Annotated in this window: 14 protein-coding genes and 2 pseudogenes; 3 read left to right on the top strand and 13 right to left on the bottom strand. The window is 36.9% G+C overall.

Annotation, left to right across the window (positions count from 1 at the left end; translation table 11 throughout):
• Positions 1-524 precede the first annotated feature (524 nt).
• The 7 genes from resA to Q8X41_RS15180 form a co-directional block, all read right to left on the bottom strand.
• Positions 525-1,061 carry a thiol-disulfide oxidoreductase ResA gene (gene resA, locus Q8X41_RS15210; RefSeq protein ID WP_397540283.1) on the bottom strand — a complete coding sequence of 179 codons (537 nt, stop codon included), beginning with the start codon at positions 1,059-1,061 and terminating at the stop codon, positions 525-527.
• A 37-nt stretch (positions 1,062-1,098) separates the two neighbouring features.
• Positions 1,099-1,500, bottom strand: coding sequence for a disulfide oxidoreductase (locus Q8X41_RS15205; protein WP_397540282.1), 402 nt, complete (start codon positions 1,498-1,500; stop codon positions 1,099-1,101).
• On the bottom strand, positions 1,493-2,137 hold the full coding sequence (locus Q8X41_RS15200; RefSeq protein WP_397537105.1) for a DsbA family protein: 645 nt from the start codon (positions 2,135-2,137) through the stop codon (positions 1,493-1,495). The genes Q8X41_RS15205 and Q8X41_RS15200 overlap by 8 nt, the downstream gene beginning before the upstream one ends.
• 53 nt (positions 2,138-2,190) lie before the next feature.
• Positions 2,191-3,039, bottom strand: coding sequence for a M56 family metallopeptidase (locus tag Q8X41_RS15195; RefSeq protein ID WP_397537104.1), 849 nt, complete (start codon positions 3,037-3,039; stop codon positions 2,191-2,193).
• Positions 3,040-3,042: 3 nt separating this feature from the next.
• Positions 3,043-3,456 carry a BlaI/MecI/CopY family transcriptional regulator gene (locus tag Q8X41_RS15190; protein WP_397537103.1) on the bottom strand — a complete coding sequence of 138 codons (414 nt, stop codon included), beginning with the start codon at positions 3,454-3,456 and terminating at the stop codon, positions 3,043-3,045.
• Positions 3,457-4,073: 617 nt separating this feature from the next.
• Complete coding sequence (locus tag Q8X41_RS15185; RefSeq protein ID WP_397537102.1) at positions 4,074-5,261, bottom strand: MFS transporter; 1,188 nt, start codon at positions 5,259-5,261, stop codon at positions 4,074-4,076.
• Between the two features lie 10 nt (positions 5,262-5,271).
• Complete coding sequence (locus Q8X41_RS15180; RefSeq protein WP_397537101.1) at positions 5,272-6,105, bottom strand: aldo/keto reductase; 834 nt, start codon at positions 6,103-6,105, stop codon at positions 5,272-5,274.
• Positions 6,106-6,323: 218 nt separating this feature from the next.
• On the opposite strand from Q8X41_RS15180, the gene Q8X41_RS15175 reads away from it, so the two are divergent.
• Both Q8X41_RS15175 and Q8X41_RS15170 read left to right on the top strand, forming a co-directional pair.
• Entirely contained in the window at positions 6,324-6,695 is a 372-nt protein-coding gene (locus tag Q8X41_RS15175; protein WP_397537100.1) for a winged helix-turn-helix transcriptional regulator, read from the top strand.
• An 865-nt stretch (positions 6,696-7,560) separates the two neighbouring features.
• Complete coding sequence (locus tag Q8X41_RS15170; protein WP_397537099.1) at positions 7,561-8,346, top strand: EAL domain-containing protein; 786 nt, start codon at positions 7,561-7,563, stop codon at positions 8,344-8,346.
• A 278-nt stretch (positions 8,347-8,624) separates the two neighbouring features.
• On the opposite strand, the gene phnX is transcribed toward Q8X41_RS15170, so the two are convergent.
• Both phnX and Q8X41_RS15160 read right to left on the bottom strand, forming a co-directional pair.
• Positions 8,625-9,431, bottom strand: a complete 807-nt coding sequence (gene phnX / locus Q8X41_RS15165; RefSeq protein ID WP_397537098.1) for a phosphonoacetaldehyde hydrolase — start codon at positions 9,429-9,431, stop codon at positions 8,625-8,627.
• A pseudogene (locus tag Q8X41_RS15160) lies at positions 9,431-9,622 on the bottom strand (2-aminoethylphosphonate--pyruvate transaminase); the annotation flags it as partial. The pseudogene Q8X41_RS15160 and the gene phnX, both read right to left, overlap by 1 nt.
• Positions 9,623-9,656: 34 nt before the next feature.
• Between Q8X41_RS15160 and Q8X41_RS15155 the strand changes: the two are divergent.
• Positions 9,657-9,707, top strand: a pseudogene (locus Q8X41_RS15155) (hypothetical protein); the annotation flags it as partial.
• A gap of 420 nt (positions 9,708-10,127) precedes the next feature.
• Here Q8X41_RS15155 and Q8X41_RS15150 read toward each other — a convergent pair.
• From Q8X41_RS15150 to Q8X41_RS15135, 4 genes are all read right to left on the bottom strand, one after another.
• Entirely contained in the window at positions 10,128-11,705 is a 1,578-nt protein-coding gene (locus tag Q8X41_RS15150; RefSeq protein WP_397537097.1) for a glucosaminidase domain-containing protein, read from the bottom strand.
• Positions 11,706-12,235: 530 nt separating this feature from the next.
• Complete coding sequence (locus Q8X41_RS15145) at positions 12,236-13,783, bottom strand: glycosyltransferase (protein ID WP_397537096.1); 1,548 nt, start codon at positions 13,781-13,783, stop codon at positions 12,236-12,238.
• 110 nt (positions 13,784-13,893) lie between these two features.
• Positions 13,894-14,703, bottom strand: coding sequence for a teichoic acids export ABC transporter ATP-binding subunit TagH (gene tagH / locus Q8X41_RS15140; protein ID WP_397537095.1), 810 nt, complete (start codon positions 14,701-14,703; stop codon positions 13,894-13,896).
• Between the two features lie 23 nt (positions 14,704-14,726).
• Positions 14,727-15,548, bottom strand: a complete 822-nt coding sequence (locus tag Q8X41_RS15135) for an ABC transporter permease (RefSeq protein ID WP_397537094.1) — start codon at positions 15,546-15,548, stop codon at positions 14,727-14,729.
• Positions 15,549-16,240: the final 692 nt, after the last annotated feature.

Raw genomic sequence — 16,240 nt, 5'->3', positions numbered from 1 at the left:
TCGCTTCTTCCATGGGTTTATTGGCTAATTCGATAGGTTTATTCGCTACTTTTGAAATTTTATTCGCCCTTGCAACAATTTAGGTTTTCTCAAACTCTTTTTTATTGAGGATCTTGAGTTGCTCTGATTGAGCGCGGCTACGATATTAGGGGAAATGGGGTTTTCTGCCGCGGACAATGGGGTTGAGTCTTTGGTTTTCTCTCGAGTTTAATGGGTTACTCGCGATTTGGTTCGGTTTATTTGCAAGTTTGATGGTCTATTCGCTCTTTGGATGGATTTATTCGCTTCTTCCATGGGTTTATTCGCTAATTCGATAGGTTTATTCGCTACTTTTGAAATTTTATTCGCCCTTGCAACAATTTAGGTTTTCTCAAACTCTTTTTTATTGAGGATCTTGAGTTGCTCTGATTGAGCGCGGCTACGATATTAGGGGAAATGGGGTTTTCTGCCGCGGACAATGGGGTTGAGACATTTAAAAACCAGAAATGCTGTATATACAACATTCCTGGCATACTCAATTCCACTTACTTTGGCATGATCTGCTCCATGTTTGCTTTGATGTCGGATTCATTCATTTGTCCGGTGATGATTTTTTCTATTTTTCCTTCTGGGTTAATGAGGAGTGTTGTTGGTAATGGATCGATATTATATGCTCTCATAACTGATTTCGTATGATCGATTAGGACAGGGAAAGTTAATCCTTTTCGGTCAATATATTTTTGAACAGAAAGCTCGGGTTCAGCAACATTGACAGCTAATACTTGTAGACCTTGGCCTTTATGTGCCTGATATTGCTTGTCGATCAAGGGAAATTCCCTTTCGCAAGGTTTACACCAAGTTCCCCAGAAATTGAGAAAGACGCCTTGGCCTTTGTATTCCGATAATTGATGCTTTTTCCCATTCATATCAACCAGTACAAAATCAGGAGCCTTATCACCTACTTGCAACATGTCAGCTTTCTCTTTAGTTGCCGTATTGTAAATGGTAAAGACGATCGCCCCAAACAGTACGACCAAAATAATCAGACGTAAGTAAAATCTTATTTTCTTTTTATGATTCATAGATTTTTTTATTGTCCTTCCTTCAAGAATAGACATATTATTTACGTTTCCAAAGTATAATCATCGAAACTGTAATCATTGTAAAAGCGATCAATGATAGCAACGGAATCGTAATGAAGCCGAGCCAATTTATATATTGTCCAGAGCAAGGTACACCACTTGAACATGTGGCAAACTCATGCATGGACGGAATTTTTTGTAGTGCATAGTGATAGCCCGCCATAATCATACCAATCACTGAAATCGGTAGAATGTATTTATAAATATTTCTGTCGTTATGATAAAAGGCGATGCCTAGGAAAATAACAAGTGGATACATCAAAATTCGTTGATACCAACAAAGTGTACATGGGATGAAGCCCATATATTCGCTGAAAAACAGGCTTCCCCCCATCGCGATAATCGATGTAATCCACGCGAATAGTAAAGGTTTACTTATCATTTGCAGCCTCATCTACCATTTTCGCGAAGTCATCCATTGTTTTTCCTTTGAATTCTTTACCACCAATGAAGATTGCAGGTGTTGCTTGTACCTTCAATTTATTTGCAGTTTTCATATCTTTGTCAAAGGCAGCTTCTGCTTTATTTTCTTTGAATGCTTTCGCTACTTTTTCTGTTTCATCTTTGCTTGCTACTTTACTTAACACTGTTTTTAGGAAATCTTCGTTCATTAAGTTTTCTTTGCCATCTTTTGTTGTTTGATTTGCAAATAATAGCTCGTGGAATTTCCAGAACTTTTCGTTACCGAGTTGTTGATAAACTGTTTCTGCAAAAAGTGCTGCTGTTTTAGAATCAGGGGCAATAAATGCGTAATTCATAAAGTAAAGCTTAGCCTTCCCTGTTTGGACGAACTGCTGATCAATATAAGGTAAAACATTTTTATTGAATTCACCGCAATGTGGACATTTATAGTCACCAAATTCAACGATCTCAACTGGTGCAGATTTTTCACCTAAAAATGGTTGGTCCTTATAGTCAATTATTGCTGACGACTTTCCACCTTTTCCATTTAACACAATAAGTGCAATCACACATACGGCAATAATGCCGATAATCCAAAATAATTTCTTAGACATATTAAAATGCTCCTTCTTTAAACTACATCATGTAGTGTAATTGGGTAAAAAATTTACGCAAGCGCGTAAATAAAAAAGATACAGATTAAGCTAAAAATCATAAATGATTTGAACGCTATATTCACTGGAATCTTTATTTGACTATCTTTTAAAGGATTTAACATATATTCAATTCTGTAATTTACAGATGTATCTGCAAAAGACGCATAAACAAACGGCATTGAATCTAACTTTCCTGCTTTTAACATTTTCAATAATGCACTACCTATGTGCATAGATGTTGCTTGTTTTTCTATCGCTAAGTTATCCGCCAATACTTCCTGTACGATTCTATATTTTTGATTGAACCATTTTAATATCGGAATATACGACATGGATGAGGCACAAAGTGATAGCAAAAATAGTTTAAGCGGGTCATAGTTTTTTTGGTGATACATTTCATGATAAATAACTGCATCTAATTCTTCGTCATTTAACAGATTCATCAGTCCTGTTGAAACCATGATTTTAGGAGAAATAAATCCCATTGTAATCGCAAGTGGCACAGGATAGGAAATAACTAAAATGGATTCCTTCTTGGTGCTGTATTGCTTATTCAATTCGATTGTTAGCTTGTTCTCTCTATATTGTTGAAATTTTCTTGTCATATTCATCGTGTGAATCAATTGCGATCCCAATTTCCATAACGAGAATAGTAATGTATAGATTACAAGTGCGTCGAGGGCATATTCAAGTGAAGACATGCCGATTGCTTTCAAGGCACTATGACATACATCGACGAGGTTAAATTTCATGTCCCAACCGGCAAAAAATGCAATAGCATATAAAGCCATTTGGACAAAAATAGTTCCAGAAATGAAAAGTGACACGATTAACATAGTCGTTGATTGGCGTTTTTCCATATGCTATCGATCCTTTTTCAGTTCTTTAATCTTCATCTCAAGCTTTTTGACTAACTCATCATCTACGTCTTCAAGTGCATCAAGCATATGACTTACAACCACATTGCCGAATTCATCCATCAGTTCATTTGTCATCTCTTTGGACTGCGTATCCACAAACTCATTTCTCGATTGAATGGGCTTGTACATAGAGGATCTTCCTTCTGCCCTCTTTTGTAGAATTCCCTTTTCAACTAACCGATTCATGACAGTCATAACCGTGTTAAAGTTAGTCGCTTTTTCTTTTTCTAGATGGTGTTGGACTTCTTTAATGGTCATTTCATCACTGTTCCATAAAATGTCCATAATTTTAGCTTCAAGCGGTCCAAAAAAGCGGTTCAATCCACTTTCATGCATTTTAAATTTGCGTATTCTCATGATTGGCCACCTCACATTATTACATTACCCATTGTAGTGTGAGAAGGTTGGGTCGTCAACAGATAACTCTTTGAAATCGAGATATTTGGAAGTGAGGGGTGTGGGATTGGGGTGTCGCTAGATTGGTGGGGTTATTCGCTCCTCTGGTTGCTTTATTCGCTAATTCAGCAAGTTAATTCGCTACTTTTGGAATTTTATTCGCTCTTACAGCAATTTACGTCCTACTAATTCCTTTCCTTTTAGATTGCTCTGATTGGGCGCGGATTTGATTCATATATTCACTACAGTTACTTGCCGCGGATAAAATGGGGTGAGTAATTTGGTATTCGGAGCGGTTTATTCGCTTGTTCGGCTGGTTTATTCGCTCCTCTGGTTGGTTTATTCGCTAGTTGAGCTGCTTTATTCTCTAATTCAGCAAGTTAATTTGCTACTTTCGGAATTTTATTCGCTCTTACAGCAATTTACGTCCCCTTAGATACGTGGGATTCACACATTTCACTAAAAATCATTTCTTATTCACAAAAAAATAGTAGCACAAACCGTGATTTTGATTTGTACTACCATTGTTAGTCTATCTGTTTACTTATGATTTGAGCATACTTGCCTGCTACATTTGCTTATAGATTGGCATTCGTTTTATTCCAACGCTGTAATTGTATAATCAACAAGATCGCTAGGAATACCATGCCTACACCACCGAGTGGAGTATAAAGTAGTCCTACGCTACTAGTGATTTGTCCACCTACTGAAGCACCGAGTGTGATGCCGATATTAAATGCTGAAATATTTAAAGCTGACGCTAATAGAACATCGGATGGTGTTTTTTCTTCAGCCAGCTGAACGATATATAATTGAAGACCGGGAACATTCATAAATGCAAAGATGCCCATAATGAGTACTGCAAGTGTGCCCAGATAAAGATTTTGAACCGTAAAGAATAAAAAGATCAATGCAACTAACAGTCCAATGAACATTTTGAGTAGCGCTGAAAGAGGATTTCGATTGGCTAGTTTACCACCGACAGTGTTCCCGATCGCTACCATGATGCCATAGACAATTAGTAGTATTACCACGCCACTAGCTGAATAGCCAACATATTTCTCTAATAGTGGACTAAGGTAGGTATATGCAGCAAAGGTCCCTCCATAACCGAAGGCGGTAGCTAATAGCGCAAACATTAGCTCTTTACTGCGGAAAATTCGTAAAATGCCTTTACTAGTTATGCGACCTGGAATAGGTAGTTCTTTAGGAATTAGCCAAGCATCGGCAATTAAGCCGATACCACCCACTATGGTAATGAACCAAAATGAAAAATGCCAGCCCATATGTTGACCGATAAAGGTTCCAAGTGGTACACCTGTTACAGTTGCTACAGTTAACCCTGTAAACATGATGGCGATAGCACTCGCTCGTTTTGAGGGAGCAACCACTTCAGCTGCTATAACGGTAGATACGGACATAAATATACCATGTGCTAATGCAGAAATAATCCGTCCAGCTAATAGCATCGGAAAATTGATTGCTACTGCTGCCAAAATATTACCTATCATAAAGGTGATCATGATACCAATCATCAGTTTTTTACGATTGATTTGACCTGTTAAAATGGTTAATAGTGGTGCTCCCACAGTTACGCCTAGTGCATATAAAGAAACGGTTAAGCCAGCTTGAGCTAAGCTGACATTAAACGTTTCAACAATCATCGGTAAAAGCCCAACGCTAATAAATTCTGTCGAACCGATAGCAAATGCACTGATGGCTAAAGCCAATAGCGTCAACGACGGTGAGACATTGTTTTGTTTCATGGTTGCTCCCTTACTTTCCTGTAGTCTCCTTTAACCATGCTTCATCTGCTGGATTTGGTCCTACTCGTAATCCACGATCAAGTGAAGCAATCTCTTCTAATTCCTTCTCGGTTAAAGTAAAATCAAAAACATTAATGTTTTCTTCTAAACGTTCTTTATGAACAGATTTCGGAATAACAATAGAGTTTCGGTCAAGATGCCAACGTAAAATGATTTGTGGAACAGATTTTTGATATTTGTTGGCTAAAGCTTGTAGAACAGGCTCTTCAAATAAATCCTTTAATCCCTGTCCTAGTGGTGCCCATGATTGATGGAAAATTCCTTCTTTCTCCATGAACTCACGTAACTCGTTTTGTTGGAAGTATGGATGTGTTTCAATTTGATTAATCATCGGTTTAATTGTAGCTGTTTCCATTAATGCTTGTAATTGATGGATTTCAAAGTTTGATACGCCAATGGCTTTTGCTTTTCCTTGTTGGTATAACGTTTCTAATGCACGCCATTTTTCAACATATCCTTCGCTTGGCCAGTGAATAAGCAATAAATCCACAAAATCCGTTTGTAATTTTTGTAGCGATTCCTCAAAACTATTTAACGTTTCCTCATAAGTTGTGTTACTATTCCATACTTTTGTTGTTAAGAAATAGCTTGAACGCTCTCTTTGTGCTAGGGCTTTACCTAAAATTGCCTCATTGTTATAAATTTGAGCTGTATCGAAATGACGATAGCCTGCTTCATATGCCCAATTGACAGCATCAGTCAGAATCTTTTCATCCTCTACTAAAAATACTCCTAGTCCCATTTGTGGTACTTTATATGAATTGTTTAACATAATATTTTGCATTGTGTTGTCTCCTTCTCGTTTGATGTTTTTAAGTATACGCTCATAGTCCTTTTAAACAAGTAAGTACTTTAAAGTGCTATAGGCACCAAAAAGTAATAATTGTGGCTATCAAGGGATGTACGCCATATCTTTTTTTGAAAAAAGTACTGTTCAACAGACAAACTTAAGAAAATATGCTAAAGTGGAAGAAAATTTTCAAACTGAAGGAGTTTTAATTCATGCAAAGTAATACCCCTCCCGATACACGTATTTATAATATTGGCGTTGAAGCTACAATGGATGTTATCGGTGGTAAATGGAAGCCTATCATTTTATGTAATCTACGTCACCAAAAAATGCGAACGAGCGAATTAAAACGAGCAATTCCTGACATTACACAAAAAATGCTTACACAGCAGTTGAGAGAACTAGAAGTTGATGGCATTATTCTACGTAAAGTGTATAATCAAGTTCCCCCAAAAGTAGAGTACTGTTTAAGTGACTATGGCAATAGCTTAGGTGATTTGTTGGACCTTTTATGTAGCTGGGGTGAAAAACACGTAGAAGTGTTGCAACAAAATGGTCGCTCGGTAGAACTTCGCTGTAACTAGATCAACAGTTTGGCTAAGATGGTCATAAGTTTGTCTCCCCTGTTTACTCTTACTAATGCTCTATTCGTGTGTTCGTTCAGCTGCAGTCCTTATCTGACTAGCGTTTTTATGAAAATATATAAATAAAAGGTCTGGAGAATCACTTTATTCCCCAGACCTTTTGTTATTTTAACTTAAAATAGTTTGTCACTTATAATTACTATTCTTTGTACCATTATCAACAGTTCCGTTCTTTTAAAAGGATATTTTTTTGATAATTATCATATGATTTTATCGAATAATTATTTATAAACTGGTGGATCAAACTCTTGGGGCCAAAGAAAAGTAGTTACAGTTAAAGTAAATACTATCATCGATATCCATATATTTCTCTTATTCTCTGATACATTACTAGCCATCTATTCTTGTCATCGTTCTATTTAAATGAAAGTATAGAAAATTTTAAAAGTCATCGAGGTAACAAAGAACTATTTTTCGGGACTAGGTAGCTACAAAAAAAGAAACCCTGATGGCATACAGCCAATCAAGGTTTTCAATCACTATTTTTTTCAATCATACCCCAAGATCAATAAATTGAGCATCCTTTTAAACAAGTCCTTTATCTTGAAGAAAAGTACTTAAGTCTTGGAACTCATTTAAGTAAAGTTCCTCATTTTTCCACGATGCTTCACATTCATAACAGTTGCCTGTCATTTACAAGTCTTTAAAAAAAATTAACATTGCTTTAACAATAAAACATTAAAATAAGGAAAAACATCTTTATACATAAGGAGATCGTATGAATTTTTCAATATATTCCGGGGATTCACCTGTTAACTCATTCTCATATTTAAAATACTTATATAGCCGGCGTCATGAGGATCTCTTGAATTTCAAAAGATACAATGAACTAAAAAAAATATTAAAAAACGAAAAGCTCAACACATTTTTCCAGCCCATTGTTAATTTGCATACAGATGAAACATTTGCCTTTGAGGCGTTAAATAGACCATCTAACTCAAAATTATTTTCAAATGCCGATGTGTTTTATGAATTTGTTGGGCAAACGGATATGGTTTTTGCATTTGAAAAGTTTTGTAGGAATCTTTCTTTACAAAGATATATGACTAGACTTCCGGAAAACTCCATTGCAAAGCATTACACATTATTTTTAAATGTCCATCCATCAATTCTACTGGATAAAAACTATCACAATGGCGAAACATTAAAACTTTTAGAAAATGTTGGACTGCAACCAAATCAAGTCGTTTTTGAACTAACGGAGCGTAGTGCTGTCACAGATTTCCAAGAATTTGAGCGAGTTCTCTCCAATTATCGTTCACAGGGTTATCGCATTGCCATTGATGATGTGGGCTCTGGCTACAATAGTTTAAAGACGTTAATCTATCTAAAACCAGAATTTATCAAATTAGATCGCTCACTTATTCAAAATATTCATCAAAATGAGGCCAGTCAAAAACTAGCTTCGATGATATATGATTATGCAGAACAATCTAATACAAAAATTATTGCTGAAGGCGTAGAACATATAGAAGAAATAAAATACCTTCAATCTGTTGGAATTCATTATGGCCAAGGTTACGCACTAGGTAAACCCAAAATAGAAATACTGAATGGTAGCATTCCTAATAGTTCAACAGATTATTTGTGAAATTAATCCTTTCAAAAAAGAGAGTCCTAAACTATTGTGGTTTAGGACTCTTCATCTGGACAAAACCCATGAATTTTCTGGGCTAATCCACGATCAGTTTTTTATAGCTTTCAATCGTTAGTTCTTTTCTATTGAAAACTTTACCTATATAGAAACATAGCATTTCAAACTAGTTCCTCTACCCAAAGAATAAACCCAATATAAATAAAAGCACCCTTTAAAGTAGACGTTTCACTTGTCTACTCTAAGGGCACTTTTCGTTACAAATATGTTTGTACTTATTGAATATTAACTTGCATTTGTTTTTCTTCTATTTGATCAATTAAAGGAAGCAAATCAGCCATCTTATCAATAGTATAACTTGCCCCGTTTTCTAAGAAGGTTGCACGTACCTTTTCGATGATTTCGTTCTTTTGTTCGTTACTTAATGATTGAAATTCTTCTTGGGTTAGCCCCATTTCAGAACTTCCAATAATCACACCTACTGCTGGAATCCCTGCATTTACTGCCTCTTTCATATCTGATACTGTATCCCCTACTTTAATAGCAGCTTTTACAGAAGATACTTTTAGTGCTTCAAGATTACGGAAGATCATAAACGGATATGGACGACCATAGCTGTTTGTATCATCAGGTGTAACTAAATAATCTGGTGTATAACCTTTTAGCTTAGCGTTTTTTGTGACAACTTCCATCATAGAAGCAGTGTAACCAGTTGTTGAGCCAATTTTAATGCCTCTCTCTTTTAAATGAGCGACTGTCTCAATCACTGTTGAAATAGGATCTGTATAAGTTGCTAATGTAGCCATTAGTTCTTCTTCAAATTGAGCGTAAAGTGTATTTACATCCTCTTCGTTTGAAGGGCGATTGTATTGTTTTTGCCATTCCTCTTGGATTCTAGGCATTTCTAGCATTGTACGGATATGATCAATTTTCAGCATGCCCATCGGTTTTCGTGCTTCTTCAATAGTTACATCAATACCAGCCGTTTTGAAAATGTTCACAAACACATTGACTGGAGCAAAGCAGCCAAAATCTACTGTTGTTCCTGCCCAATCTAAAATTACCGCTTCAATTTTCGCCATTATACATTCACTCCCATATATTGATCGATTGCATCACATAATACACTTAAGTCTTCTGTCGAAACATCACCGATATTCCCGATGCGGAAAGTATCAACATCTGTTAATTTGCCTGGGTATAGTACGAATCCTGCTTTTTTCATATTTTCATAGAAATCGTGGAAGTCAAATTCAACATTTGGGAATAAAAATGGTAGTTTTGAAGAAGCCGTTACAAGAAGGAAAATCATAGAGATCTCAAAAGAAACATATTTAGCATGCGATCATACGAAATTCAATAAAGATGTAATGGTGCAAATTTGTTCATTAAACGATGTGACAGCTATTGTAACAGATGACAAATTATCAGAAGCTACTGAAAAAAGATTCACAGAAAATGGGGTTTCATTAATAGTAGCGAAAGCTTAAAATGAGAGAATTCTAATCGGGATGGTATTGACGAGTTAGCTGCCGAGGATATTTAGGGATATAAAATATACTAGATATTGATTGAACTTACTTTTTCAAAACATTATATGCCCAATTGATAATCGAATAATATTTCCCTCAAATATGAAAGAGAAGGTCATTTTCAATAGTTTTATAACTGTTGAAAATGGTCTTCTCTAATAAATATATATAAATAAGCATTTGGATAAATTCTTTAGAAAAAAATAACATGGGATCACCAGTATATTAAAGGTGATCCCATTATTGTTAGTTATACATTTGAATTAGTGAACCACTGATCCATACTTTTTTGGTAGTGCCTGGTTTGTAGATTTGATACCAAGTGGTTTTATTCTTATCTTTTTTTGTAACATATTTGTTGTCTTTTTTGACGAATTTGATTGGCATGTTTTTGTTGACTGATGCTACTTTTGTATATTTTGTATCCGCGCCGTCTCTTAGGTTTGCAGTGTCGCTTGTAAAGCCTAAGTTTGAAACTGCGATTTGGTCGCTACGAACCCATGCTTGTTTGCCGTTATATTGGATGCGGTACCAGCGTACTGATTTTCCGCTTTCATTTTTGAAGTCACGGACATCTGTATGGTATGCCTTTAATGTGAGCGACTTGCCTTTTTGATATACACCATATCGAGCTGAGTAGATATATGGCAGGCTATAGACAATTGCTCCTGCTGATACATCGACTTTTGCTGTGATGCTTGATGGCATGGCACGATATTGCTCTGGTTGAGTTTTTGTATCTGGAATGACGTTATCGTATTCTTGTGGTGCTTGGAATACCTTTGTACTTGCTTCTTTGTCACTATAATAAGAGCTGCTATAAGGTTTCATTTGCGCCATCAAATTAGCGATTTTCTCACTCCAACCTTTGTCTGTTGCGTATTTGACATTCATGCCAAGCAATGTCGGACCATTGTAATATGGACCTGTTGTTGTTAAGTAATCACGATAAATTTTGTAGGCATATGCAGTTAAACCGTCTTTACCTGTTGGGAAGTATTTTGCACATGTAAGTGCGCAAGTATCATATGCTTGATAGCCAAAATAATTGTTTTTGTATTGTGAGATGGTGGAACTGCCCCACCCTGTTTCTAAAATGGAATGTGCGAACATAAATTGTGCGTTTATGCCTGCTTCTTTTTGTAATGTGACAAATGTTGGTGCTAGTTGATAAAGGATATTGTTTGGTAATTTCCCTTTACTTAATAAGAAAGCACGCATTTCATTTGCCGTGATGTCGGATGGTTTTCTTAAGTTTAGTGCGATGTATGGATTTGTTTCTACATCTGTTGCTGAGATCCATACTGATTTACCGTTTAATGTACCTTGGTGCCATGTTGCTGTGCCAATTGTTTCGGTACGAGTGATTTTAAATGCTTTCGCACGATAATCACTTAATGTGAAGACTTTGTTTTTCGTACCACCCCAAGGCATGTTGTAGGATTGTCCTGAACCTGCTATGTATACAGTGGATTTTGTAGTATTTAGCAGTGTACGTGTATTACGTTTTAAGTCACCTGATGCTACCCAGCCGATTTCTTTGGAACCTTGGAATAGTTGATAATACGTTTTTTTGTTAATTGTCGTTTTGCTTTTGACGTAATAAGCTCTGCTGGTGTAGGTGGTTTCGGCTAATTGGAAGTCATCTTTGTTGTCAGGGCTTTTGTAGATTTTGTCGGTTTTAGATTTGATGTGGGCAATCTCGTTGACCTCTTTTTTTACGAAAGATTCCGATTCTTCTGCAGAGGCTTGTCCGTGTGCGATAAAGACCGTGGATAGTAGGATTGTTAGAATCATGCCAATTGTTTTAATAGTCCTATTCATTGTGCTCTCCTTTCGAGGGATTGTTATATATGGTTATTGTAACCTAAATTGGGAGTGATTTAAACATGGGATGGCATTTTATATCGGAAGTTGTCGGGGGGAGGGGGGGTGATCGGCTGAATTCAGTGCTGGATTGGCTTCGGACGCGCGTGATGACTTGCGCTACTCAAAGACTGACTTGCGCTACTCGACTGCTCTTGCACTACTCAGTCGATGACTTGCACTACTCGGCTTCTCTTTTGCATCACTCGGAGTCTGACTTGCACCACTCAACTGCTCTTGCACCACTCAGTCGATGACTTGCACTACTCGGCTCCCATTTTGCACTACTCAACCTCCATTCAAACTTGCACTACTCAACTCAATTACGCGGCTTGGATTCTGGTTGTGATTGGATTTTTTGTCGCGGACAATAGTAGCATTTTAAACCTTCTCTGAATCGGCCACTTGGGGACTTCATTTGTTCGTTTTGTGGGTTTATCTCTAAACAAAAACCAGCCTCAATTGATTCTGAGGCTGGTTTTACTTATTTATAACAATGGTTTTTGCTTATCTTCAGCAATGGTTTGTTCGATTAGGTCACGCCATTTATCATAGTAGATTTCTGGTGTGTAGGATTCTTTGATTAGGTTGAAGGCGTTGATGCCCATGCGTTTGGCATCTTCTGGGTCTGCCAATAGTTTTTTGATGCAATCTGCAAGTGCTTCGATGTCTCCATCTGGTGCCAGATAGCCTGTTTCGCCATCTTTGATGATTTGAGCTGGACCATAGTTGATTTCGTAGCTGACCACAGGTGTGTGGTTAGCAAATGATTCAAGCATGACAAGACTAAATCCTTCTGCTTTTGATGTGACAAGGGAGACTGTTGATTTGGCAAACACTTCGTCCGTACGATTTGTGTAGCCTTTTAGTTTGACGCTATGCTGTACTTTTAATTTTTTGATTAATTTTTTTAGTTCGGATTCTTCTTCGCCTGCTCCGTAGATTTCCAGTTTGGCACCTGGTACATCACGTGCTACCTCAAGGAATGCTTCGATAGCTTGGTCGATACGTTTATCTTTGGCGTAGCGTGCTACAAGTGAAACAAGTAGTGGATCTTTTTCTACTTTTGCTACTGGTAAGTCAACGCAGTTTGGAATGACATGAATATTACCACGGTTGCCGATTTCCTTGTGTAGGTCAAGTTGTTGCTGTTCAGTTAGGACGACAACTGGGAAACCTTTTGGAATAATGTCCAAAATCGGTTGGACTGCTTCACGATATTTGCTACCCAGTGTGTAAGGTTCTTCAAAATGATTTGAGTGAAGCATATAGATTTTGTATGCTAAGTCTTCGTTCATATTGATGACACGTTCTGCTGTTGCTGCTCCATCTACAATCACAACTGGTTTAACCACTTCGGTGCGACAAAGTTCTTCGAGCCAGTACGTATGGAATTCTATGCGGTTCGCAAAGTCCTCTACTTTTTTGTGTGCTGGGTCAAATAAATAGATCCGTTGTTGTTTACCAGTTTGATAGTTAAACCACATTGTTAAGAAACAGAAACCATCTGGTGTAAAATATCTTTCTTGATTCTTTTTATTGTTGGCTGGGTGGTACAATGTTTCGCGAATTTTATAGCCATCCTTGTGGAATTCTTCGCGACGATTACGGACACGGTTTTCATCGAAATAATCGATGAATTTTAGGATGCCGTCATCGTCCCATTGTTTATATTTGATATAGGTACCATTTATGAAATAGCGAGCAAAATAGCCACCATCTTGTACCCAATAGTCACCTTCATATTTCTTTACGTTTTGTTCGTACTGTTCTTTTTGTGAGCTCGATACATCTTTTTTAGCAAATTTTTCACGATAGTAATCATAGACGTTGATAATTTCAACATCTCTGCCTAGTTGCCCTGTTGCACGTAGTTCTGATGCGATTTCAGGGTAGTTCATTTTAAAATCCATTGTGAGTAGGACGGAACGGTAGTCATTGTTTGAGAATAATGCTGAGCGATGAAGCATTACTTTGTTGACGCCGCCTTTTTCAACATCCATGTCCCATGCTGTCATAAATATTGTTCTTTTCATTAGAAAGTCACATCCTTTTGCGATATGTAAGAAAAAAGAGTGAATCACGGATTGAAATTAGTTCAATCCGTGATTTGAGATGAAGCGAGAGGAACAAATAAAAGCCCCTGTTATTCATCCAATTCTTTTTTGTTATGTTTGCGTCGATCTGCGAGTTTGTCTCGGAATGCCTTCTGTTCTTCTGCTGGCAGTTTATGATATTTTTTGATGAAGGCTGAGTAGTTTTTCATCACGACGTTTGTCGGGCCGAATTCTCTTAGATGGCCGCCTTCGATCCAAGCGATTTTGGTACAGAAACTGTTTACTTGACTTAAGTTGTGGCTAACGAAGAAAATCGTTTTGCCACGTTTTTTGTATTCATTCATCTTCGCAAGTGACTTGTCCGCAAAGGTTTGATCCCCAACAGAAAGGGCTTCGTCGATGATGAGAATATCAGGGTCAGCTGTGACGCTGATGGCAAAACCTAGTTTTGATTTCATACCGCTTGAATACTTTTTGACGGGTTGGTAGATGAAGTCTCCAAGCTCTGAGAATTCTACGATTTCAGGTAAGACTTTGGCGATTTTCTCTTTACTATAGCCCATAAGTAAACATTTGAACTCGATATTTTCAATACCTGTTAGCTGGCTGCTTAAACCGGCGTTAATGGCGATGACATTGACTTCCCCATTGACGATAACCTCGCCTGAAGTTGGTGGAACAAGTCCACCGATTATATTGGAAAGGGTTGATTTCCCTGAGCCATTGATACCAACAAGCCCAACGACATCCCCTTTTTCTACTGCAAAGGAAATGTTTTCGACAGCATTGAAGTTACTTCCCTTTTTTCCTGGGAAAATAAGATCACCTAGCTGCTCACCCTTTGTTTTATACATACGATACGTTTTTGTTACATTTTTGATAATAACTGATTCCGCCATGAATACTCTCCTCCATACGGTTTTTAGATAAAGTCAGAGAAGCGGTTTCTGAACTTATAGTGTGCTGTTGAGCCAATTAGTAGTAAAACTAAGATGAGTCCCCAGTTGTATAGTGTTAGTTCCCAATGTGACACGATATACCAATCATTGTATAGCAATGACGCTCGATAGCCGTTTGCTAGATAGTAGAATGGGTTTAACATTAAAATGTTATGAATCCACTCAGGCATGTTCGCTGAACGATCCCAAAGAATTGGTGATAAGAAGAACATTGCTTGTAGTAGTGATTGAATTAGCATTTGAATATCTCGAACCACAACAGTTAAGGTAGATGTTAAAAGTGTGATAGCAAATGCAAGAATATAACTCATAGCCAAGAAGTATATTAGCTGTAAGTAATATACACTTGGATAGTATCCATTAATCCAAAAGACGATCATGATGACGCCGACTAATATTAGGTGTCCGTAATATTTGCTCATAATAACGTAACTAGGTAGCACCGATAGTGGGAAGTCCATCTTGGCGACCATTGAATATTTTTGGTAAATGGATTTGGAAGCATTTAAAATCGCTTTTTGAATAAAGAACCAGAACGAGATTCCAGCTAGCATCCAGTAGATATATTGAACCTCGACTCCATTATCACCTTTCATTAAGCCACGATTCGATGCGAAGCCAAAGACGAACCAATACATCGCCATTTGAATCGCTGGGTTGAGAATTTCCCATGCAAAGCCCAAATAGTTATTCTGATTGTCCATGCGCAATTGGAAACTTGCTAAGCGCATAATCAAATAAAAAGAATTTACTTGTTCTTTTATAATTTTAATAAGTGCTCTCATTTCAATTTTTTCCCCAATTTCATGTATTGAATTTGTTGTAAACTAGTAGTGTTTTGTTTTCTTATAAGTATAGCTAAATTGGTACTTTTTCATAACTTTCTTCTATTATTCATGGTCTTCATGAGCAGCATAAAGAATAAGTAAGAACTTGTTATGATTTCCGTTAATCCAGCTGAGTTTTCTCTATTCATCAGAGTCGTTTAAAGTATGAGATTCTACATATAACATTACTTGATATCAATAGAAAAACACTTCACATAGTATAACATATTAATGTAAAATATACCGTCCGTACAATTGGCATATTTATGAAAGAGTTATTGTAAATATGTAGTTACAAAAATTATTTTATAGAAAAGTTCCGTTCAAATTAATACATCTTACTTTTCGAGAGTAATTGTTTATAGAAGATCCTATTTTCTCATTATAAATAAAAGCACCTAGCCGCTTTTACGCAAGATACGTTTAGTGCTTCAAGATTACGGAAACTCATAGATGGATATGGGCCACCTTAGCTATTTGTATCATCAGTTGTAACTAAATGATTCTGTGCATAGCATTTTTTGTTACAACTGATCTTTATCATAGTACTCACGTTCTCGATCAATTTACTCGCATTTTCAAAATGCAATCTAATAGAATACATTTTACGTCTTCGCTTCAATAACTTAGCCTTGTTCGTATCCCGCTTT

It is taken from the genome of Rummeliibacillus pycnus (genome assembly GCF_044359855.1).
Lineage (GTDB): Bacteria > Bacillota > Bacilli > Bacillales_A > Planococcaceae > Rummeliibacillus > Rummeliibacillus pycnus_A.
Note: the sequence above shows the minus strand (reverse complement) of the source record. Positions and strands in the feature narration are given on the sequence as shown.